Genomic DNA, 20324 nt, shown 5'->3' on the forward strand with positions numbered 1-20324 from the left:
CGTTTTTCGAGGTCATACGCTAGAACCCATCAAGCACATCTGCCGATGGGGGAACATCATGGCCGGACAGCCGCTCAACCAGCCTGCCGAAATTCCCGCCGAACTTGACCGCTGGAACTGGGGCGCCTTCTTCCTCAACTGGATCTGGGGTATCGGCAACAGCACCTTCATCGCGCTGCTGGCACTGATTCCTGTCGTCAACATCGTCATGATCATCGTACTGGGTGCGCGCGGCAGCCGCTGGGCCTGGCAGAACCGCGCCTGGCGCGACGCGGAACAGTTCCGCAAGACGCAACGCAACTGGGCGATCGCGGGCCTTGTCATCTGGGTGGTCAGCATCGGCGGCTGTGCGGCGATGGTCGGCGGTATTCCTTACGTCCTGAAAGGCAGCGATGCCTATCACATGACCATGGACAAGCTTCGCGCCGACGACCGCGTCAAGGCCGCCCTCGGTGATGACCTGACCGAGAGTTTTTGGGTCGGTGGCCATCTCAATGTCAATGCGAATGGGGCGGGCGATGCCCAGTTCAGCATTCCGGTCCATGGTACCAAGGGCAAGGGCACCGCCTTCTCGACCGCTGTCCGGACAGCAGGCACGTGGAGCCTGCGCCTGCTGGTCGTCCGGGTCGAGGGAGCCGATGCACCGATCGTGCTGATCAATGAAGATCATGTCGCGATCCCGAATGCGGCAATCGGTATATAAAACAGGCTGCGCTGATGAAGCCGGCGGAAATGCAAAAACCGCGCTCCAACGGGAACGCGGCTTTGCCAGATACGCATGGCGTTTCGCTACGCAAACACTTGGCGAAACTTACGGGCTCCGGTACGCGAGACCTGATCCGGAGCGCCGGGCGGATGCGATATGTCCGCCTCGCATTCCGTTTTACAGAAACATCGTTACCGGGGGGTTATCGAGAGCTTAAGCAAACCTAAATTTGACCAGTTTCTCTCAAGATAAGCAAAAAAACCAGTTATATTAGGAGCTTATGGATTGGCTCCGCGCAGAAAATTAATGATTCCGGAAAAATCGGCGCCTGCATGCCCCTGGGCGTTGAACAGCGCATAGAGCTGAGCCGCCTCAGCACCAAGCGGGGTCACCGCGCCGCATCCTTGTGCTGCCTCCTGCGCCAGCCTCAGGTCCTTCAGCATCAGAGCGGCGGCAAAGCCCGGCTTGTAGTCGCGGTTGGCGGGCGAGGTCGGCACAGGGCCGGGCACCGGGCAGTAGGTGGTCAGCGACCAGCACTGGCCGGACGAAGTCGAGGCGACGTCGAACAGCGCCTGGTGCGAGAGGCCGAGCCTTTCCGCCAGCACGAAGGCCTCGGCGACGCCGATCATCGAAATGCCGAGGATCATGTTGTTGCAGATCTTGGCGGCCTGTCCTGCGCCGTCGCCGCCGCAATGGACGATACGCCCGGCCATCGGCTTCAGGATCGGCTCGGCGGCGGCGAAGGCATTGTCGGAGCCACCGGCCATGAAGGTCAGCGTGCCGGCCGCCGCACCGCCGGTGCCGCCTGAGACCGGTGCGTCGATGGACAGCAGGCCGTGCTTGGTGGCGACGGCATGCGCCTTGCGGGCCGATTCGACATCGATGGTCGAGGAATCAATGAACAGCGCGCCCTTTTTGGCCTTGGGAGCAATGTATTCATAGACCGACAGCACATGCTTGCCGGCCGGCAGCATGGTGACCACCACATCGGCGTCCTTCACCGCGGCCGGTGCATTGGCCATAATGATGACGCCATGCTCGCGGGCGACCGTCAGATTCTCCGGCATCAGGTCGAAGCCATGCACGGCATGCCCGGCCTTGACCAGATTGGCCGCCATTGGATTGCCCATGTTGCCGAGCCCGATGAAGGCGATCGTCGTCATTGTCTGTCTCCCAGGTTCTTCTGGCGTCAGCGGCCGATCAGGGCTCGCGCGATGATGACGCGCATGATCTCGTTGGTGCCTTCGAGGATCTGATGGACGCGCAGGTCCCGCACCAGCTTCTCGATGCCGTAATCGTGCAGGTAGCCGTAGCCGCCGAGCAGCTGCAGCGCGTCGTTGGCCACGGTGAAGCCGGTGTCGGTGACGAAGCGCTTGGCCATTGCCGACCATTTGCCGGCGTCCGGCGCCTTGCCGTCGAGCTTCGAGGCGGCGGCGTAGAGGAAGATGCGCGCCGCCTGCAGTTCGGTCTCCATATCGGCCAGCCTGAACTGCAGCGCCTGGAACTGGTTGATCCTGGAGCCGAACGCCTTGCGCTCGGCGGCGTAGGACAGCGCCTTGTCGAGCGCCGATTGCGCGCCGCCCAGCGAACAGGCGGCTATGTTCAGCCGGCCGCCGTCGAGCCCGGCCATGGCGATGCCGAAGCCGGCACCTTCGCCCGATAGCAGGTTTTCCGCCGGCACCTTGCAGTCTTCGAAGATGACCTGGCGGGTCGACTGCATGTGCCAGCCCATCTTGTGCTCGTTGGCGCCGAAGGAGAGGCCGGGCGCGTCCCTGGGAACGACGATGGTGGAAATGCCTTTCGGCCCGTCGGCGCCGGTGCGCACCATGACGGCGTAGACGTCGCTGTCACCTGCGCCCGAGATGAACTGCTTGGTGCCGTTGAGGACATAGTCGCCGCCGCTCTTCACCGCGCGCGTCTTCAGCGCCGCGGCATCCGATCCGGAGCCCGGTTCGGTCAGGCAGTAGCTCGCCAGCCATTCCATTGAGGTGAGCTTAGGCAGGATGCGCTGGCGTTGCTCTTCATTGCCGAAACGGTCGATCATCGAGGCGACCATGTTGTGGATCGAGATGAAGGACGAAAAGGCCGGATCGGCGCGCGAGAGCGCCTCGAAGATCAGTACAGCGTCGAGCCGGCCGAGCGCGGAGCCGCCGACATCGTCTCGGACATAGATGCCGCCGAGGCCGAGCGGCCCGGTCTCGCGGATCACGTCGGCGGGGAAGTGTTTCCTGCGGTCCCAATCGAGTGCGTTCGGCGCGACGCGGTCGGCAGCGAAGGCCTGCGCCATCTCCTGGATGGCGCGCTGTTCCTCGTTGAGTTCGAACTGGCTGGTGCTCGCATCGACCGCGGCGTCCATGGCGTGCTCCCTATGTGCTGGCCAGCTAACTTATGTTGATACTCAGGTGATGCCGGCCTGCAAACGTCGGTTTCCTGCGCTTCCGGTGCTCACGTACCTTAAGGACGCTCCGCTCCGGTTCTCGAAAACCGCCGTTTTCAGCTCGGCCTGACCTGAATCTCAACACATCTTAAGCTCGCTGGCCTGTTGTTTTTGGCTTTGCGCGCGCACCAATCTAGACCAATGATGCCGCCGCGCAACCCGACCTCCTGCGGAGCGGCTGTGCACCAATGCATGTTCGGAGCGAGACGTGGCGACAAAATTCGATGAACTGCTGGAACAGTTCCACGCCTATCTCGCTTCCGTGGACGACGCCTTGGTGCGCTACGCCGTGGCGGGGATCGCCTGGGACATGCCAGCCCGCGCGCTGGAGCCGCATCCGCTTGGCTGCCTGCGCCACCTCGATCGCGCCGCCGAACTGGCGCCGCCCGATGCCAAGCCGCTGGTGCGATTGCTTGCGGAACGTCGGAATGATCTCCGCTGGGGGCAGACCTATAGCAAGGCGGATTTCGGTGAGGCATTCATCGACAATTACGGCTGGCTCGAAGTGTTCGGCACCCGTGGCCACTTCGCCAATGACCAGGTTGCGGCCGGCCTGCTGATTCTTGGCCCCGATGTCGTCTATCCCGACCATCATCATGTTGCCGAGGAGATCTACATCCCGCTGACCGGCGGCACTGAGTGGCGGATGGGTGAGAGCGGGTTTCGCCGGCGCGCGGCCGGCGAGGTGGTCCACCATGCTTCCAACGTCAACCACGCCATGCGCACCGGCATAGAGCCATTGCTGGCGCTCTACATCTGGCGCGGCGGGCCACTGGCTGCAAAATCCACGATCACCGGAACCGTGGCGCAGGGCAGGGGCTGATGGCCAAGGCGATCATGCTGCAAGGCACGGGTTCGGATGTCGGCAAGACGGTGCTGGTCGCCGGCCTTTGCCGGGCAGCAAAAAAGCGTGGGCTGAAGGTGCGGCCCTTCAAGCCGCAGAACATGTCGAACAACGCTGCGGTCGCCGACATTCCCGGCGACAACAAGGCCGGCGGCGGCGAGATCGGCCGCGCGCAATGGCTGCAGGCGATCGCTTGCGGTGTGGCGCCGTCGGTCCACATGAACCCGGTGCTGCTCAAGCCGCAGACCGATGTCGGCGCGCAGGTCATCGTGCAGGGCAAGGTGTTTGGCGAAGCACGGGCGCGCGACTATCAGGCGCTGAAGGGCCAACTGATGGACGCCGTGATGGACTCCTGGAACAAGGTCGGCGAGGGCGCCGACCTGGTCATCGTGGAGGGCGCCGGTTCGCCGGCCGAGATCAACCTGCGCAGCCGCGACATTGCCAATATGGGCTTTGCGACCCGCGCCGACGTGCCGGTGGTGCTGGTCGGCGATATCGATCGCGGCGGCGTCATCGCCTCGGTGGCCGGCACGCATCTGATCCTGCCGGAAGAGGACCGGCGCATGATCGTCGGCTACCTCATCAACAAGTTTCGCGGCGACGTCTCGCTGTTCGACGACGGCATCAGGTCGATCGAGAAATTTACCGGCTGGCGGTGTTTTGGCGTGGTGCCGTGGCTGAAGGCGGCAGCGCGGCTGCCTCCGGAGGATTCGGTGGTGCTGGAACGGCTGGCGTCCGGCGAGACGCGCGCGCTGAAGGTGGCCGTGCCGATGCTTGGCCGCATCGCCAATTTCGACGATCTCGATCCGCTCAAGGCCGAACCGCAGGTCGAGGTGGTGTTCGTGCCGCCCGGAAAGCCTTTGCCGGCCGATGCCGGGCTGGTGGTCATTCCCGGCTCCAAGTCGACGATCGGCGATCTCTTGAAATTCCGCGAGAACGGCTGGGACCGGGACCTTCTTGCCCACTGCAAGCGGGGCGGCCATGTCGTTGGCATTTGCGGCGGTTTCCAGATGCTTGGCCGCTCGGTGCGCGACCCCGACGGTATCGAAGGCAGCGTCACCGAAGCCGAAGGGCTTGGCCTGCTCGACGTCGAAACGGTGATGGAACCGGAGAAGACGGTGCGCAATGTCAGTGCCCGCTCGGTACAATTCGATCTGCCGCTCGAGGGCTACGAGATCCACCTTGGCCACACCACGGGTCCGGACACCATGCGACCGTCGGCGATCATCAATGGTGTCGAAGATGGCGCTGTCTCCGCCGACGGCAAGGTGATCGGCACCTATATGCATGGCCTGTTCGGCGCCGACGGCTTTCGCGGGAAATTCCTTGAAAGCCTCGGCATCAAGGGTGGCGGCATCGATTATCGGGCCGAAGTCGAGCGGGCGCTGGACGAGGTCGCAGCCGAGCTGGAAATCCATCTCGACTGTGATGCGATTTTTGCGCTGGCGCGCTAGACCTTGCCTATGCCTTGTCGCCAGCCTTCGGCCAGTAGGTGCCGAACGACCAGACACTGCCTTCGGGATCGCGGCAGATGAACTCGCGGCTGCCATAGTCGCGGTTGGTCAATTCCTGGATGATCGTGGCACCGGCCTTCCTGGCTTTGGCATAGGCGGCATCGGCATCGTCGACCGCAATGTAGATCGACTTGCCGCCGCCTAAGCCGGGCTCGCCGACCATCTTGCCGTAGTCGTCGTCGCGCACCGTGCCCAGCATGATCATCGACGAGCCGAAAACCAGTTCGGCATGGTGCACGACATCGCCTTCGCCATAGCGGGCACGGACGCTGAAGCCGAAGGCTTCGCACAGCCAGTCGATCATTTTTGCCGAGTTCTTGTAGCGCAGGGCGGGGTAGAGACGCGGCGCTTCCGTGGTGGTGGGCATGGGAACTCCTTCACTTGGGTTGGTCGATGAACCTTGATTGTGCATGCCCAAAACCGCTGCGCACTTTTGGGCGACATGCATCACTCTGGTCGAAGGCCGTTCCAGCGTCTTGAAGAAATGTTACCTGGCAAGTGCGGTCGGCGTCTCGCCGGCAAGGTCGCGGAATTCGCGTACCAGATGCGCCTGGTCGGCATAGCCGCAATCGGCGGCGATATCCGCCCAGTCGACGGTCTGCTGCCTTGACAGGCCGAGCGCCCGGTTGAAGCGCACGATGCGCGACAGCGTCTCGGGGCCGATACCGATCGCATCGGAAAAGCCGCTGGCGAGATGCTTGCGGCTCCGGCCCAGCTTTTCGGCAAGCACCGAAATGCGGGTCCGGCCGCCAGAGGTGATGATGCGGTCATAGGCCCAGGCGATTTCGAGCGGGGTTTCGGCGGCATTCTTGAGACGGGCCGCGACGAAGGCTTCGGCGATGTCGAAACGCGCCGCCCAGTCCGGCGCGTTGCCAAGCCGCTCGCGCAGCGCCATGCCTTCGGCGCCAAGCACGTCGTCGAGCACGACCATGCTGTCGGTCAGTTCGCTCATCGGCTGCTTGAAAAACCGGCGTGCGCCGAGCGGCGTGAAGTTGACCTGGACGCAGCAGGCGCCGCCGAAGGATTCGATCACCACCGGTCCGGCAAAAAGGCCGGCGGCGAAACTGGCGAAGCGGTCATTGTCGCCCGGCGTCTTGCCGAGGCCGATGGCGAAGGGCTCGGCAAAGCTGATCACCAGCGGCACGGTCAGCGATGCATATTCGACATTGTGGAAATGGCCTGGCGCCGTTTCGCGATAGCCGCAGATGTCGGTGACGATGCCTTCAAGTGCAGGACTGGGCAGGCGCCGGCGCATCTCGAACCGCCCGGCAATGGAGCGGTCCTGTTCCTTCCGGTGCTGCATCTCGACTGGCATCGGCCATCCTTCCGCCGAGGCAAATCTAGCAGACCATTGGCCAGAATCAAAAGCGCCCGGCTTTTGGCCGGGCGCTCCAGGTCCCCACTTGAAGGGAAACTGGTCAGGCGCCGCGCATCAAGCAGCCGCCGGCAAGCACGATGAAGGCAATAAGAACAATCCACACCGATGCGAGTGGAATGAACGCAAGAACGCCAAGCGCGGCAAGAACACCGATGATGGCGATAACAACTGCAATGATGAAAACAATTTGGGTCGGTGCGCTAAGATTCATGTCTGGCTCCTCGCAACATGATTCGAACAGCGGCATTCTATCAGGGCGGGTGTTCACACACCAATCATGACACGCAGCGGGTTCGCCGGGTCGGCCAAGAGCTTCACGGCCAGCGCAAGGCAGACGACCACCAGCAGCGGCTTGATCAGTCTTGCACCGATGCGCATGGCCAGGCTGGCGCCGACGCGAGCGCCGAGGAATTGGGCAACGCCCATCATCAAACCGATCTTCCAGTAGACGACGCCGACCGCGGCGAAGACGATGAAGCCGCCGATGTTGGAGGCGAAATTGAGCAGCTTGGTATGCGCGGTCGCCTTGAGCACGCCGTAACCGGCGAGTGCGACGAAGGCCAGCATGTAGAAGGAGCCGGCGCCGGGTCCAAACAGGCCGTCGTAGAAGCCGATCGCGGGCGCGACAGTCAACCCGAACAGGAACGGTGACAGCCGCTCGGCACGGTCGACATCACCCATGTTGGGTTTTATGGCGAAATAAAATGCGATGGCGATCAGCAGAAGTGGCAGCGAGGCGCGTAGAACATCGCCCGGCACAATCGTTGCTAGCAAGGCACCGGCAGTGCCGCCGGCAACCGCCAGCAAGGCTGACGGCAGCTGTCGTCGCAGGTCGACATGGCCATTCGCGGCATAATGCATTGTGGCCGAGCCAGAGCCGAACATGCCTTGCAGTTTGTTGGTTCCAAGCGTTTCGATCGGTGAGAAACCGGCGAGAAGCAGTGCGGGAATGGTGATCAATCCGCCGCCGCCGGCGATCGAGTCGACAAAGCCCGCGGCAAAGCCGGCGAACGCCAGCATGGCGACGGTCTGGGTGGTGAGGTCGATCATTTGTTGTATGGAAATGTCCGGTCGGCTGAGATATCGGGCGTTCGACCACGACGGCCCTGTTTGCGCAAGGCCGATTCCGCGCTACCTCTATTCAAGCGCGTCGCGCTTGGGTGAAATCATGCGACGCATCTGAATCGGAAAGGGGCTCCTGATGGCATTCGCATTGCTGGACCAGATACGCTCGATCTTCGACGGCGACCCGGGCGTGCGCAAGGTGGCGGACGATCCGGTCCTGTCGGCGGAACTCTTGATGCTGTTCCGCATGATCCTGGCCGACGGGTCGGTCAGCGAGAGCGAGATGGTTGCCTTCCGACGCATCTGCAAGGATGCCTTCGGCATTGCCGAAACCAGCATCGACAGCGTCATCGAATATCTCAACGAGTTCGGCTACGAGACCAACGGCTCGCAGGCCATCGCGCTGTTCCGCGATCTAGACCTCGAGCGGCGCAAGCAACTGGCCCGCCATATGGCCGAGATCGCCAAGGCGGATTCGCAGCTGGCCGAGAGCGAGGTGCGGCTGCTCCGCCGCACGCTCGACCTGCTCGACATCAGTCCGGTCGACGTGGTCAAGCCGGAAGGCTGAGGTATTGCTCGCACAACGGTTTTGCTAGCTGCGGGGAGCGTTGGAATGGCCTTTGCCGACAGCTATCTGGGACAATTGCGGGCGCTGATCGGGGATCGTCTGGTGCTGATGCCGGGCGCTCGCATCRTCATCGAACGCGCCGACGGCAGCATCCTGTTGCAGAAACGAACAGATTTTGGCTTGTGGGGCCTGCCTGGCGGCAATGCCGAGGAAGGCGAGGGCCTAGAGACCGTGGTTATCCGGGAGGTGCTCGAGGAAACCGGGTTGATCGTCAGCGATGTCGAGCCGTTCGGGTTCGGCTGTGACCCGCACTATGAAACCTTCCAGTTTCCGAATGGCGATCGCGCCCAGTTTTTCGCGCTGATGTTCTACACGCGCTCCTTTGAAGGCGAGCCGGCCGTCACCGATGACGAGAGCAGTGCCGTCGGCTGGTTCGCGCCCGACGACTTGCCGGAAATGCTGCCCAATATGGCGCGCAGCATCGAGGCCTATCTCCGGTTCAAGACCACTGGAAGATTCCAGATGATCTGAGAGGCTATTTGGAAATTCTACTCTGGCGGCCATCTAGCGGCGTTTTCTGCGCTTCCGGTGGTCACGGACCCAAATGTCCGCTGCGCTCCGGTTCTCGAAACCCGGCACCATATGGCTCACCAGAGCGATTTCGAAACAGCCTCTGAGAATTTCTAACCTTGCTCCTGCATCCGCCGAGCGATTGCCCGCTGCAGGTTCGGGGCAGCAGTGACCAGCGCCTTGGCCGCCTCGGATTGCGGGTGATCCAGCACCTCGTTCGTCTTGCCGCGCTCGACGATCTTGCCGTCATGCATGACCAGCACCTCGTCCGTGATGGCACGGGCGACGGACAGGTCGTGTGTGATGAAGAGATAGGCGATGCCGAGTTTTTGGTTGAGCTCGGCGAACAAATCGAGGATCTGGGCGCGGATCGAGACATCGAGCGCCGAGACCGGCTCGTCGGCGACGACCAGCTTGGGGCGGGTGATGATGGCGCGGGCGATCGAAAGGCGCTGGCGCTGGCCGCCGGAAAACTCATGCGGATATTTGTCCATGTCGCGCTGGTCGAGGCCGACTTCATGCAGCGCATGCGCCACCATTTCGTGGCGCTCGGCGCGCGTCGGCTTCTTGTCCAGAACATACAGGGTTTCGGCGACCAGTTTTTCAACCTTCTGGCGCGGGTCGAAGGAGCCGTAAGGATCCTGGAAGACAACCTGCATGTCACGCCGGGCCGGCTTCAGTTCCGCTTCGCTCTTGCCGGTGATGGACTCGCCGCGAAACCGGATCGTGCCCGAGCTTGGTCGGTCGAGCGCCAGGATCATGCGGGCGAGCGTTGACTTGCCGCAGCCGGAGCGACCAACCAGCGCCACCGATTGGCCTGGCGCCATCGACAGGGATACATCGTCCACGGCACGGATATCAGGCGCACGCCTGAACAGCGAGGTGCGCCGGCCGGGATAGTCGCGCGTCACGCCCTCGACCTGAAGCAAGAGTTGGCTCGATCCGACGCCATGCGGCCTCGCCCGCGCCGGCACATGCATCGAGGCCTGCGCCAGTTGGCGCGTGTAGGGGTGGAGCTGTTCGGACAGCGTGCGCGCCGTGTCGCCGGCCTCCATCACCTCGCCGTGGCGCAGGATGGTGATGCGGTCGGCCATCTCGGTCACCACCGCAAGATCGTGCGAGATCAACAGCAGGCCCATGCGGCTCTCCGCGACGAGGTCGCGCAGGAGGTCGAGGATCTGGGCCTGCAGCACCACGTCGAGCGCTGTCGTCGGCTCATCGGCAATCAGCAGCTTCGGTTTCAGCGCACAGGCGATGGCGATGACGACGCGCTGGCGCTGGCCGCCGGACAGTTCGTGTGGATAGCGCGAGAGCGGGAATTTTGCCGAGGGCAAGCCGACGCGGTCGAGCATTTTTCGCGCACGCTCCTCGGCCTCGGCGCGGCTTGCCCTGGTGTGCCAGCGTATGCCCTCGGCGACCTGTTCGCCGATCGTCTTGACCGGATTGAGCGCCGTCATCGGCTCCTGGAACACCATGCCGATGTCGTCACCGCGCAGCGCGCACATCTGGTCCTCGGTTGCCGCGAGGATGTCGATGCCGTCGAACGAGACGCGCCCGGTGGCGCGCGCGGCATGAGGCAGAAGCTGCATCACCGTGAGCGCCGTCATCGACTTGCCCGAACCGGATTCACCGACCAGTCCCATGACCTCGCCAGGCACAACGGACAGCTCCATGCCTCTGAGGATCGGCGTGTCGCCTATGGTCAGCGACAGGTTCTCGACCTCGAGCAGGCTCATCGCTGCCGCCGCGATTTCGGGTCGAGGATGTCGGCGATGCCATCGCCCAGAAGGTTGAGCCCAAGCACGGTGACGACGATCGCCATGCCGGGAAAGATTGCCATCCACGGCGCCACCACCATGCGGGTCTGCGCGTCGAACAGCATGCGGCCCCAGCTCGGCATTGGCGGTTGGGCGCCCAGGCCCAGATAGGAAAGCCCAGCTTCGGCCAGGATGCCCAGCGCGAACTGGATGGTGCCTTGCACCAGAAGCAGCGTGGCAATGTTGGGCAGCACATGTTCGATGCTGATCTGCGTGCTGCTCTTGCCGGCGGCGCGCGCGGCAAGGATGAACTCGCGCGGCCAGATCGCCAGCGCGCCGGCCCTGGCGACACGGGCAAACACCGGAATGTTGAAGATGCCGATGGCGATGATGGCGTTGACGGCGCCCGGTCCGAAGATGGCGGTGATCATGATGGCCGACAGCAAAGCGGGGAAGGCGAAGACGAGATCGTTCAGCCGCATCAGCGCCTCGTCGACGAGGCCGCTGCGCGCCGCGGCAAAGGCGCCGAGCGGCACGCCGACACCCATGCCGATGCCGACCGCGACCAACGCCACGGCAATCGAATTGCGGGCGCCGACCATGACCATCGACAGGATGTCGCGGCCGAAATGATCGGTGCCGAACCAGTGCGCCAGCGAGGGGGCCTGCGTCTTGTCTGATATCACCAGTTTCGTGACGTCGTAGGGTGTCCAGACGTAGGAGATGATCGCCATCGCCAGGATCAGCAAGGTGATGACGAAACCGGCAACGAACGCGGTGTTCCTGAAAGCCTTGACCAGGATGCTGCCGAACGTCTCCTCGGGAATTTCGATGTGCAGCGTCATTGCCGGCTCCTCAGGCGCGGATCGACGACTGCATAGGAAAGGTCGACGAGGAGGTTGACGGCAATGACGGCGGCGACCAGCAGCATGACGACGCTTTCGACGACGATCAGGTCGCGCTGGGTGATCGCCTGGAACACCAGCCGGCCGAGGCCGGGCAGATAAAAGACATTCTCGATGATGATGGTGCCGGCAAGCAGGAAAGCGAACTGCAGGCCAAGAATGGTCAGCACCGGGATCATTGCGTTGCGCAGCGCGTGCCGCCATAACACCGCGCGGTAAGGCAGGCCCTTGGCGCGGGCGGTGCGGATATAGTCCTCGTTCAGCACCTCGATCAGCGCCGAGCGGGTGACGCGTGCCAGGATGGCGGCCTGCGGCAAGGCAAGCGCCACTGCCGGCAGCAGCAGCGATTTCAGCGCCGGCCAGAGGCCTGCGCTCCAGCCGGGAAAGCCGCCGGCCGGAACCAGCCGCAGCCAGACGGCGAAGACATAGATCAGCATCAGCGCGAACCAGAAATTGGGGACAGCGACGCCAAGCTGAGCGGCGCCCATCGCCACCGTATCGCCGGCCCGTCCGCGCCGGCTGGCGGAAAACAAGCCGACCGGAATTGCGATGATGGTGGAGAGCGCCAGCGCAATCAGCGCCAGCGGCAGGGAGACAGCCAGCCGCTCGCACACGAGATCGATGACCGGCACCGAATAGGTGTACGAACGACCGAAATCGAGACTGAGCAGGCCGCCGGCCCAATGCAGGTAGCGCCAAGGCAGCGGCGCGTTGAGCCCCATCTGATTGCGCAACAGCTCGACCTGGTCGGCGCTAGCGTTCATGCCCAGCATCAGCCGCGCCGGGTCGCCGGGCAGGATTTCCAACACGGCGAACACCACGATGGAGGCCAGCACCAGCGTGGCAATGGCGATGGTGAGGCGCTTGAGGAGATAGACGGTCATGAGGCCGCTGCGTTGCCGATGGCAAAGAGCTGGGAATGGTGTCGCTCCGTCCCACCCCACTCAGCCCTGCCGGGCATCTCCCTCGCAAGGGGGGAGATTGCGCTCTCACCGCGGCTTTCGCCAACCACCGATGTCGTGCAAATCAATAAGATCGCAAAACGGGGGCCATCGGCCGAACTGCCGATCTCCCCCCTTGCGGGGGAGATGCCCGGCAGGGCAGAGGGGGGTGGGACGGAACGCAAGTTCCGCAGGAAAGAATGAGTCTTCAATCCGACCACTTCACCTTGGTCAGGTCATTGGCCTGGATCGGCGCGTTTTCCCACAGTCCTTGCAGCTTGGCATCCCAGACGCCGACCTTGGGCAGTTCGAACAGGAAGCCGACCACGGCATCATCGGCCAGGATCTTCTGCGCCTGTCCGAGCAGTTCCTTGCGCTTGGCCTCGTCGGAGGTGAGGTTGAGGTCGGCAATCACCTTGTCGAAGGCGGGGTTGTCGTAGTTGAAGTAATAGTCCTTGCGCGAATAGATATCGATGTCGTTGGGCTCGGTGTGCGAGACGATGGTCAGGTCGTAATCCTTCTTGGTGAACACCTGATCCAGCCATTGCGCCCATTCCACCGGGATGATCTCAAGATCGATACCGACGTCGCGAAGTTCCGAGGCGATGATCTCGCCGCCGAGCCGCGCGTAGGAGGGCGGCGGCAATTTCAGCGTCGCCTTGAAGCCGTTCTCCAGTCCCGCTTCCTTCAGCAGTTCCTTGGCCTTGGCGACATCATGCGGATAACGGCCGGTGAGGTCGACATAGTCCTTGTTGGCCGGCGACATGTGCGATCCGATCGGCTGGCCGAGGCCGGCCGAGGCGCCGTCGATGATCGCCTTGCGATCGAGCGCATAGGAGATCGCTTGTCTCACCTGCAACTTGTCGAAAGGCGGCTTCTTGTTGTTGATCGACAGGAGGGTTTCGCCTTCGGTCGCGCCGATCACCACTTTGAAGCGCGGGTCGTCCTTGACCTGGGCGACGCTGTCGGCATCGAAGAACGGGAAAGCCTGGATGTCGCCAGACAGCAGCGCCGGTACGTAGGCCGCCGCATCCGGTACGATACGGAACTCGGCCTTGTCGAGGGACACAGGCGTGCCCCAGTAATTGTCCGACTTGACCAGCGTGATCGACGACCCCTTGGCCCAGCTCTGGAATTTGAACGGGCCGGTGCCGATCGGCTTCTCCTTGTTGGTGTCGGCCGATTCAGGCGCCACGATCACCGCGTCGCCCCAGCCCATATTGTAGAGGAAGGACCCTTGCGGGTTCTTCAATGTCACCTTGACCGTTGCCGGGTCGACGACATCGACCTTGTCGATCGCTGCGAACAGACCCTTCTGCGCATTGACCGAATTGTCGGCGCGGGCGCGGTCGAGCGAGAACTTAACGTCACTGGCGTCGAAATCGGTGCCGTCGTGGAATTTGACGCCGGTGTGCAGCTTGAAGGTGTAGACCTTGCCGTCATCGGAAATGGTCCAGCTTTCGGCCAGGTCCGGCAGCACCTCGCCATTCGGCCCGATACGGGTCAGGCCCTCGAACACATTGGCGTAGAGAACCTCGTCGATGGCCGCGGCAGCACCGGCGGTCGGATCGAGGTGCGGCGGTTCGAGCGGGATGCCGATGACGAGATCGGTTCGCGCGGCGAATGCCGACGTGCCAGTGGCCAGCGACAGCACCGCTGCGGCCAGGATGGTTTTCCACAATCTCATCGTGCAACTCCCCATGCGTTTTCAGACACGTGCTCAAACCCGGGCGATAGAAGCGTGATTTGGCCACGGAGTAAATTGCGTTTCGTTCTGCCCGGCAGGATGGCTGGGAATGTTTTTGCCGTGACAGCCCTGTCGGCTGGTCGAAGCTTGTTTGCGATGCGACTATCCCGTGGCTGTGCCGCGCAGCAGCACGTTGAGCCCGATCGCCATCACCTTGGCCGCTTCCACCATGTCCGATATCCCGACCCATTCGTCCGGCCGGTGGGCGAGGTCGAGAATGCCCGGACCGTAGGCGATGCAATCATAGATATGGCCGATGCGGGCAATGTGCTTCTGGTCGTAGGTGCCGGGCGAGATGACATAGTCCGGTTCGCGGTCGAAGATCGCCATGATGCCTTGCGCCACCGCCTTGACCACTGGCGCGTCGCGCTCCGTCATCAGCGGCAGCACTTCCATCAAGTCGCGGATCTCATAGTCGAATTTTTTCCGCTCGCGCTTCAGCCGGTCGAGAATGCCGGTCACTTCACCTTTGACCGTGTCGAGGTCCTCCTCGAGCAGGAAGCGGCGGTCGATGGTCAGCCGGCAGGAATCGGGCACGTTGGGCGAAGGCAGGCCGGGCCGGAAATCCTCGGTCTGGCCACCGTGGATGGAGTTGATGTTCATGGTCGAGCGCTTGGCGCCTTCGGGCACCACCGGCATGCGCGTCGTCTTGCGATCGAGCGCGGGGAATAGTTCATCCTCGAAGGCCTGCAGGACGGCGCCCATATGGCGCACCGCATTGTCGCCGAGAAACGGCATCGAGCCGTGCGCGATCTCGCCCTTGGTCTCGATCTCCGCCCACCAGACGCCGCGATGACCAAGGCAGATGCGGTCCTTGTTCAGTGGTTCGGGGATGATGACGTGGTCGACCCTGGGTTTCGAGAAATAGCCGAGCCTGGCCAGATGGGCGACGCCGCCGAAGCCGCCGGATTCCTCGTCGACAGTGCCCGATATTTCGATGGCGCCTGGAAAGTCGGGAAACACCTCCATGAAGGCTTCCGCTGCAATGACCGAGGCGGCAAGGCCACCCTTCATGTCGCAGGCACCACGGCCGTAGACCTTGCCGTCGCGGACCACGCCGGCAAAGGGATCGACGCTCCATCCGTCGCCGGCTTCGACAACGTCGATATGCGAGTTGAAGTGGACGCAGGCGCCCGGCGACCGTCCGTCGAACCGTGCAACGACATTGACACGCGGGTAGCGATCGGTATCGCCGGGTGTGCCCTCGGCACGGATGAATTGGGTCTCGAAACCACTCTTCTTCAGTCGCGCACCGAGATATTCGGCGCATGGCCGATAGGCCTCGCCGGGTGGGTTGATGGTCGGAAATCGGATCAGGTCGGCGGTTAGCGCGACGACATCGTCGCGCCGGTCATCGATCGCCTTGAGGAGTCGCTCGTTCATGCGACGAGTTGAGCAGCGATATCAGCGGTTTTGCAAGCCCGACGGTGAACAGACCGGTGCGGCGTGTCGTTGCGGCAACTATCGCGCGAAATCGTTCAAATTCGCTGCTTTGGATTGGCGAATTGGTCAAGGAGTGTGTGCTATCGCATCACTCGCCATTAAAAAGATGAAAAACAACGTGATGGCAGGCAAGTAAGGGGCAATCAAAGGGGTTTGATCGCATGAAAAAGACTGTTCTCATGGCAGCCGTGTTTGTCGCGATGCTGTTCGGTGCCGCGGGGCAAGGCTGGGCGGCCAGCCTCGTTGCAAACATAGACGTGTCGTCGCAGACGATGACGGTCAGATACGGCTTTTCGGTTTACCGGTGGAGCGTGTCCACCGCGCGATCCGGCTATTTCACGCCGCGCGGCACCTATCGGCCGCAACGCACGGCCCGGATGTGGTATTCGCGCAAATACCATATGTCGCCAATGCCTTATTCCGTGTTCTTCCATGGCGGCTATGCCATTCATGGAACCGGCGCCGTCAGGCAACTCGGCAGGCCGGCATCGCATGGCTGCGTGCGGCTGCACACCGCCAACGCCGCGACCTTCTATTCGATGGTGCGGGAAGTGGGTTTCGGCAACACGCGGATCGTCGTGACGAACTAGGGCCGTCAGTCGGGCATCGTCCACGGCGCAGTCTTGTCTTAGCCGGTTCAACGTCGGTGGATTGCTGAACCGGTCCAACTGTTTGTTGGCACTTTCTTGTGAATTGCTTTGGCTGTCGACGCCAGTGGCAAGTCGGAACGCATAACAATCCTGGCATGGTCACTGCCGACTGCCGGGGCCTCTTTCTAAAGTGGCGCCAATTTTCATTACCATGTGGAAAGCATTGGTATGAGACGTTCCGCCGGCGGTGGCAGCACCTGGGCGACCAGTTTCTATATTAGATGTCTCTTACTTTTTGCAGGCCGGTCAATCGGTAACCAGAAGTCTCGCCACTGCGCACCGATTGTCGGATTTGACGGATGCTCTCCCAGCCAGAAATGGACGATCGTCTTTCCAGTCGGCCCGCCGGGGTGGTTATTCTTGGTGGGGCGCACGGGACGCTGGCGCTGGCCAGGAGCCTTGGCGCGCAGAAAGTGCCGGTCTGGCTGATAAGCGCCGACACGCCTTTGCCCCGCTTTTCACGTTACGCTCATCGGCAGATGACGTGGCCCGGCCCCGAGGATGAAGGCGCCGTTGCCTTCCTGCTCGACCTGGCTGCGACCCAGGGATTGGGCGGCTTTCTTCTGGTTCCCGGCGGCGACCCTGAAGTTCGCCTGGTGTCGCGAGCCATCGAGCAACTGTCCGATATATTCGACGTGGTGCTGCCACCATGGCAGCAGCTGAAATGGGTTTGTGAGAAGCCGCTCCTGTATCGCCGTGCCCGTGAACTGGCGCTCGCCATTCCGCTGACCTACGAGTTTACTTCGGTCGAGCAGGCAGGGGCGGCCGAGCTTCGCTTCCCCGTCATCCTGAAGCCGAACATGGGCGGGCGCAGCCGTTTCGCCCGTGCAAAGGCCATTCTCGCCAACGACCAGGCGTCGTTTCTGACCGCCTACAAATGGGCCGCCGAAGAGATCGGTTTCGAGAATGTCGTCGTCCAGGAAATGATACCGGGAGGAGGTGAAAACCAGTTTTCCTACGCGGCGCTGTGGAACCGGGGCGCGCCGGTGGCCGAGTTCACTGCCTGCCGCAGCCGGCAATATCCGGTCGATTTCGGCTATACCAGCACCTTCGTGGAGGTCGTCGACGAGCCGCAACTGATCGACGCCGCGCGCCGGCTTCTGGGATCGATCGGTCACCACGGACTGGTGGAGGTCGAATTCAAGCGCGACCCCCGCGATGGCTCGTTGAAGATACTCGATGTCAATCCGCGACCCTGGACATGGTTTGGGCTTGCCGCTGCCGCGGGCGTCGATCTCGGCGCCATGCTTTGGGCGATCAGATCGGGCCGCGAGGTCGGGGCGGTCTCGGCGCGGCCGAATACATCCTGGATGTACCTGGTTCGGGATATAGTGGCCGTCAGCAAGTTGATTTCAAGTGGCCGGCTGACAAGGCGGGCCTATTTGCGCTCGTTCGGTTCGGTGCGGGCATGGGCGACATTCACGGCAAGCGACCCGATGCCAGGCCTGATCGACATACCCTTGACCATGTGGAGAGTGTTGACGAGGCGAATACTTCGCAGGCGGTGAAACCATTAACCGACAACGCCAGGTCATCTGTCGGACAGGCGGTAGGATGCGGTTCATTTCCGCATTCTTAACCTGGGAATGTTTAGGACGACGGGTGTCCGACCGGGTTTCAGTCGGGATCAGGCGTCGAGAAAACGGAACCACGAGACCAGTGACATGATCGCTCCCATGCCCAGGACCGATTGCGAGATGGCTGTGATCGGTGCCGGACCGTTTGGGCTGGCCGTTGCTTCCGCCCTTAAGGCGGCGGGCATTGAAACGATCGCCTTCGGTGGCGCCATGTCTTTCTGGCGCGACCACATGCCAAGAGGCATGCGGCTGCGCTCGCCCTGGCATGCGACCTATATCGGCCACACCAAAGGTCCGCTCTCGCTTGATTCCTACGCAGCGGTCCTTGGAATCTCGCCGCGCGAACCGCTGCTGCTTGAAAACTTCGTCGACTATGGACTGTGGATACAGGCCCAGACGGTTCCCGATCTGGATACGCGCATGGTTGTCCGTGTCGAGACGGCGAGGGGAGGGTTTCGCCTCGCCCTTGCTGATGGTGATGCCGTCCAAGCGCGGCGTGTCGTCGTTGCCACCGGGCTGATGAACCAGCAGATGATCCCCGCCGTCTTCAATGGAATGCCCGCCGAACTGGTCAGCCATGCCAGCGAACATGCCGGCTACGAGGCCTTTCGCGGCAAACGGGTTGCCGTCATCGGGCGCGGGCAGAGCGCCTGCGAATCCGCGGTGCTGCTCAAGCGTAGCGGGGCGGATGTCGAACTTGTCTGCCGTGGCGACATCCATTGGCTCGGGTATCGAACGCTGTCGGGAAACAAAAGCTGGAGTTTGCGCGACTTCGCTTCGGAGCATCTTGCGTCTCCCTCCAGGGTCGGCCCCTTCCCACTGTCCTGGCTGGTCGAAGTTCCAGGCTTCGTGCACCGGTTTCCGGAGGCGGCCAGAGACGGGCTCAACATCCGCAGTCTTGGGGCCGGCGCGTCGGGCTGGCTGAAGCCGGACTTCGATGGAATAACGGTCAATGCTGGCAGCAGGATTGTCGGTGCTGCCGCCAAGGACCACGCCATCGAACTGCGGTTCGAGAAGGATGTCGCCACCTTCGATCACGTGCTGCTGGGAACTGGCTACCGGATCGATATCGCCAGGCTCGGGCTGTTCGCGCCAGATGTGCTTGCCGCCATCGCGCGCCGGGAAGGGGCTCCGGTGCTCTCCGCGGGGTTCGAGTCGAGCATTCCAGGCCTGCATTTCGTCGGTGCGAGCGCCGTCGGCAGTTTTGGCCCGCTGATGCGTTTCACTGCCGGCACGCCATACGCCGCGCGCAACGTCACGCGTTTCGTCAAGGCCAGAAGCAAGAGCTACGCTCCGGCGCGAAACTGAAAGACCGCGTAGTCGATGGTTCGGATCGCATCGAGGAAGCCGGGCATCGGCGGCACGGGAATTTCCATGAAAATGCCGGCCGCCCGGATTGCCGGCCTTGCCCAATCGATGGCGCGGTGGCTTGAGCTTCCGTAGACGATGAAACAGTTTCTCGGGTGCCGTTCGAGCGACGACACGAGATTTTTCAGCACGATGTCGAAAACGTCTTTGGAAAAAGGATTGTAGAAATAGACCACCAGGGGCGCGTCGGGAAATTCGTAGGTCGCCGCGTCCGCCTCGACGACACTGAGCGCGCGGCATTTCTGCGACGGATTCCTGAAGCGCCTTATGTTGCTCCTGGCGATTTCGACCAGCTCGCGAGCGAACTCCACCCCGATGATCTCTGCAAACGGATAGCGCGACGCCAGCAACAGCGTCCGCGATTTTCCAGAGCCGATGTCGATGAATGTGCGGCCCTGGAGGTCCTGGGGCAGCGACTTCATGATGAAATCAAAGGTCTTCGGCGAGGTGCATACCGCTTCGTTGCCCTTGCTGCGATGCGGGCCGACGACATCGAGCGCAGCGAGCTGGATCGAACCGGCCGTATCGACATCGTGCCGGCGATCCCATTTTCGCGCGAGGCGGTCGGCGACGATATAGCGGACGTTCCGCAGGACAAATCCAACGCTCTCGCCGATCCCATGCTGACGAACGAGCCTGATCGGCTCCAGCAAGCCTCGCTGGCGGATAAAGGACCAGGCCCTGCCAAAACGGCCAAACGAGCGGTCTTCGAGCCTATCCCGGTCGGCGCGACGCGTTTCGAGACTAACCATGCAACGGTCCCAGCCGATGAACATCCCTGGGATATCTGCGCCCCGGCCGTTTAAGATTCCCTGACCAACAACGCTACGAATGTCAGGACCGGTGGCCAATCA

Annotated in this window: 21 protein-coding genes; 9 read left to right on the forward strand and 12 right to left on the reverse strand. The window is 62.6% G+C overall.

Features of this window, described 5'->3' with window-relative positions:
- Positions 1-58 precede the first annotated feature (58 nt).
- Complete coding sequence (locus AC1D0I_RS09485) at positions 59-703, forward strand: cytochrome c oxidase assembly factor Coa1 family protein (protein ID WP_477394632.1); 645 nt, start codon at positions 59-61, stop codon at positions 701-703.
- A gap of 281 nt (positions 704-984) precedes the next feature.
- Here AC1D0I_RS09485 and mmsB read toward each other — a convergent pair whose 3' ends face one another.
- Both mmsB and AC1D0I_RS09495 read right to left on the reverse strand, forming a co-directional pair.
- Positions 985-1869 (reverse strand): 3-hydroxyisobutyrate dehydrogenase, encoded by an 885-nt coding sequence (mmsB, locus tag AC1D0I_RS09490; protein WP_477394634.1) that lies wholly within the window; start codon positions 1867-1869, stop codon positions 985-987.
- A gap of 26 nt (positions 1870-1895) precedes the next feature.
- Complete coding sequence (locus AC1D0I_RS09495) at positions 1896-3062, reverse strand: isobutyryl-CoA dehydrogenase (RefSeq protein ID WP_477394636.1); 1167 nt, start codon at positions 3060-3062, stop codon at positions 1896-1898.
- Between the two features lie 289 nt (positions 3063-3351).
- Here AC1D0I_RS09495 and AC1D0I_RS09500 point away from each other — a divergent pair, with 289 nt between their 5' ends.
- Both AC1D0I_RS09500 and AC1D0I_RS09505 read left to right on the forward strand, forming a co-directional pair.
- On the forward strand, positions 3352-3966 hold the full coding sequence (locus AC1D0I_RS09500) for a dimethylsulfonioproprionate lyase family protein (RefSeq protein ID WP_477394638.1): 615 nt from the start codon (positions 3352-3354) through the stop codon (positions 3964-3966).
- Positions 3966-5441: a cobyric acid synthase gene (locus tag AC1D0I_RS09505; RefSeq protein WP_477394641.1), complete on the forward strand. Its 1476-nt coding sequence runs from the start codon at positions 3966-3968 to the stop codon at positions 5439-5441. The genes AC1D0I_RS09500 and AC1D0I_RS09505 overlap by 1 nt, the downstream gene beginning before the upstream one ends.
- A gap of 7 nt (positions 5442-5448) precedes the next feature.
- Here AC1D0I_RS09505 and AC1D0I_RS09510 read toward each other — a convergent pair whose 3' ends face one another.
- The 4 genes from AC1D0I_RS09510 to AC1D0I_RS09525 form a co-directional block, all read right to left on the reverse strand.
- A complete protein-coding gene (locus tag AC1D0I_RS09510) occupies positions 5449-5868 on the reverse strand; it encodes a VOC family protein (RefSeq protein WP_477394643.1) in 420 nt (139 codons plus the stop codon).
- A gap of 120 nt (positions 5869-5988) precedes the next feature.
- Positions 5989-6816 carry a helix-turn-helix domain-containing protein gene (locus AC1D0I_RS09515; RefSeq protein ID WP_477394645.1) on the reverse strand — a complete coding sequence of 276 codons (828 nt, stop codon included), beginning with the start codon at positions 6814-6816 and terminating at the stop codon, positions 5989-5991.
- A gap of 103 nt (positions 6817-6919) precedes the next feature.
- Complete coding sequence (locus AC1D0I_RS09520) at positions 6920-7090, reverse strand: hypothetical protein (protein ID WP_095088023.1); 171 nt, start codon at positions 7088-7090, stop codon at positions 6920-6922.
- 53 nt (positions 7091-7143) lie between these two features.
- A complete protein-coding gene (locus AC1D0I_RS09525; RefSeq protein WP_477394648.1) occupies positions 7144-7929 on the reverse strand; it encodes a TSUP family transporter in 786 nt (261 codons plus the stop codon).
- 151 nt (positions 7930-8080) lie between these two features.
- On the opposite strand from AC1D0I_RS09525, the gene AC1D0I_RS09530 reads away from it, so the two are divergent.
- Both AC1D0I_RS09530 and AC1D0I_RS09535 read left to right on the forward strand, forming a co-directional pair.
- Positions 8081-8512, forward strand: coding sequence for a TerB family tellurite resistance protein (locus tag AC1D0I_RS09530; protein ID WP_095087434.1), 432 nt, complete (start codon positions 8081-8083; stop codon positions 8510-8512).
- Positions 8513-8557: 45 nt separating this feature from the next.
- Entirely contained in the window at positions 8558-9043 is a 486-nt protein-coding gene (locus tag AC1D0I_RS09535; protein WP_477394649.1) for an NUDIX domain-containing protein, read from the forward strand.
- A gap of 152 nt (positions 9044-9195) precedes the next feature.
- On the opposite strand, the gene AC1D0I_RS09540 is transcribed toward AC1D0I_RS09535, so the two are convergent.
- From AC1D0I_RS09540 to AC1D0I_RS09560, 5 genes are all read right to left on the reverse strand, one after another.
- Positions 9196-10818 carry an ABC transporter ATP-binding protein gene (locus AC1D0I_RS09540; RefSeq protein WP_477394651.1) on the reverse strand — a complete coding sequence of 541 codons (1623 nt, stop codon included), beginning with the start codon at positions 10816-10818 and terminating at the stop codon, positions 9196-9198.
- Positions 10815-11684 (reverse strand): ABC transporter permease, encoded by an 870-nt coding sequence (locus tag AC1D0I_RS09545; protein ID WP_457153535.1) that lies wholly within the window; start codon positions 11682-11684, stop codon positions 10815-10817. Before AC1D0I_RS09545 ends, AC1D0I_RS09540 begins: the two co-directional genes overlap by 4 nt.
- A complete protein-coding gene (locus tag AC1D0I_RS09550) occupies positions 11681-12628 on the reverse strand; it encodes an ABC transporter permease (protein ID WP_477394654.1) in 948 nt (315 codons plus the stop codon). The genes AC1D0I_RS09545 and AC1D0I_RS09550 overlap by 4 nt, the downstream gene beginning before the upstream one ends.
- A 265-nt stretch (positions 12629-12893) precedes the next feature.
- The gene (locus tag AC1D0I_RS09555; RefSeq protein WP_477394656.1) at positions 12894-14372 is read right to left on the reverse strand and encodes an ABC transporter substrate-binding protein; all 1479 of its coding nucleotides are present in this window, start codon (positions 14370-14372) and stop codon (positions 12894-12896) included.
- 162 nt (positions 14373-14534) lie between these two features.
- Positions 14535-15815, reverse strand: a complete 1281-nt coding sequence (locus tag AC1D0I_RS09560) for an acetylornithine deacetylase/succinyl-diaminopimelate desuccinylase family protein (protein ID WP_477394658.1) — start codon at positions 15813-15815, stop codon at positions 14535-14537.
- Here AC1D0I_RS09560 and AC1D0I_RS09565 point away from each other — a divergent pair.
- From AC1D0I_RS09565 to AC1D0I_RS09580, 4 genes are all read left to right on the forward strand, one after another.
- Positions 15814-16011 (forward strand): hypothetical protein, encoded by a 198-nt coding sequence (locus AC1D0I_RS09565; RefSeq protein ID WP_143748794.1) that lies wholly within the window; start codon positions 15814-15816, stop codon positions 16009-16011. The two genes, AC1D0I_RS09560 and AC1D0I_RS09565, sit on opposite strands and share 2 nt — an antisense overlap.
- 25 nt (positions 16012-16036) lie before the next feature.
- Positions 16037-16465, forward strand: a complete 429-nt coding sequence (locus tag AC1D0I_RS09570; protein WP_095087450.1) for a L,D-transpeptidase — start codon at positions 16037-16039, stop codon at positions 16463-16465.
- A 359-nt stretch (positions 16466-16824) separates the two neighbouring features.
- Positions 16825-18033: a carboxylate--amine ligase gene (locus AC1D0I_RS09575; protein ID WP_477394660.1), complete on the forward strand. Its 1209-nt coding sequence runs from the start codon at positions 16825-16827 to the stop codon at positions 18031-18033.
- 168 nt (positions 18034-18201) lie between these two features.
- Positions 18202-19410, forward strand: a complete 1209-nt coding sequence (locus AC1D0I_RS09580; protein ID WP_477394662.1) for an NAD(P)-binding domain-containing protein — start codon at positions 18202-18204, stop codon at positions 19408-19410.
- Here the strand turns inward: AC1D0I_RS09580 and AC1D0I_RS09585 are convergent.
- Positions 19389-20321 carry a class I SAM-dependent methyltransferase gene (locus AC1D0I_RS09585; protein WP_477394664.1) on the reverse strand — a complete coding sequence of 311 codons (933 nt, stop codon included), beginning with the start codon at positions 20319-20321 and terminating at the stop codon, positions 19389-19391. The genes AC1D0I_RS09580 and AC1D0I_RS09585 overlap by 22 nt on opposite strands.
- Positions 20322-20324 lie beyond the last annotated feature (3 nt).

This window comes from Mesorhizobium sp. P2_D1 (assembly GCF_056404455.1).

Coding starts and splice junctions, on each gene's coding strand:
- AC1D0I_RS09485 (WP_477394632.1), top strand. CDS start 59: ATGGCCGGACAGCCGCTCAACCAGCCTGCCGAAATTCCCGCCGAACTT.
- mmsB (WP_477394634.1), bottom strand. CDS start 1,869: ATGACGACGATCGCCTTCATCGGGCTCGGCAACATGGGCAATCCAATG.
- AC1D0I_RS09495 (WP_477394636.1), bottom strand. CDS start 3,062: ATGGACGCCGCGGTCGATGCGAGCACCAGCCAGTTCGAACTCAACGAG.
- AC1D0I_RS09505 (WP_477394641.1), top strand. CDS start 3,966: ATGGCCAAGGCGATCATGCTGCAAGGCACGGGTTCGGATGTCGGCAAG.
- AC1D0I_RS09510 (WP_477394643.1), bottom strand. CDS start 5,868: ATGCCCACCACCACGGAAGCGCCGCGTCTCTACCCCGCCCTGCGCTAC.
- AC1D0I_RS09515 (WP_477394645.1), bottom strand. CDS start 6,816: ATGCCAGTCGAGATGCAGCACCGGAAGGAACAGGACCGCTCCATTGCC.
- AC1D0I_RS09520 (WP_095088023.1), bottom strand. CDS start 7,090: ATGAATCTTAGCGCACCGACCCAAATTGTTTTCATCATTGCAGTTGTT.
- AC1D0I_RS09525 (WP_477394648.1), bottom strand. CDS start 7,929: ATGATCGACCTCACCACCCAGACCGTCGCCATGCTGGCGTTCGCCGGC.
- AC1D0I_RS09530 (WP_095087434.1), top strand. CDS start 8,081: ATGGCATTCGCATTGCTGGACCAGATACGCTCGATCTTCGACGGCGAC.
- AC1D0I_RS09540 (WP_477394651.1), bottom strand. CDS start 10,818: ATGAGCCTGCTCGAGGTCGAGAACCTGTCGCTGACCATAGGCGACACG.
- AC1D0I_RS09545 (WP_457153535.1), bottom strand. CDS start 11,684: ATGACGCTGCACATCGAAATTCCCGAGGAGACGTTCGGCAGCATCCTG.
- AC1D0I_RS09550 (WP_477394654.1), bottom strand. CDS start 12,628: ATGACCGTCTATCTCCTCAAGCGCCTCACCATCGCCATTGCCACGCTG.
- AC1D0I_RS09555 (WP_477394656.1), bottom strand. CDS start 14,372: ATGAGATTGTGGAAAACCATCCTGGCCGCAGCGGTGCTGTCGCTGGCC.
- AC1D0I_RS09565 (WP_143748794.1), top strand. CDS start 15,814: ATGCGACGAGTTGAGCAGCGATATCAGCGGTTTTGCAAGCCCGACGGT.
- AC1D0I_RS09560 (WP_477394658.1), bottom strand. CDS start 15,815: ATGAACGAGCGACTCCTCAAGGCGATCGATGACCGGCGCGACGATGTC.
- AC1D0I_RS09570 (WP_095087450.1), top strand. CDS start 16,037: ATGAAAAAGACTGTTCTCATGGCAGCCGTGTTTGTCGCGATGCTGTTC.
- AC1D0I_RS09575 (WP_477394660.1), top strand. CDS start 16,825: ATGCTCTCCCAGCCAGAAATGGACGATCGTCTTTCCAGTCGGCCCGCC.
- AC1D0I_RS09580 (WP_477394662.1), top strand. CDS start 18,202: ATGCCCAGGACCGATTGCGAGATGGCTGTGATCGGTGCCGGACCGTTT.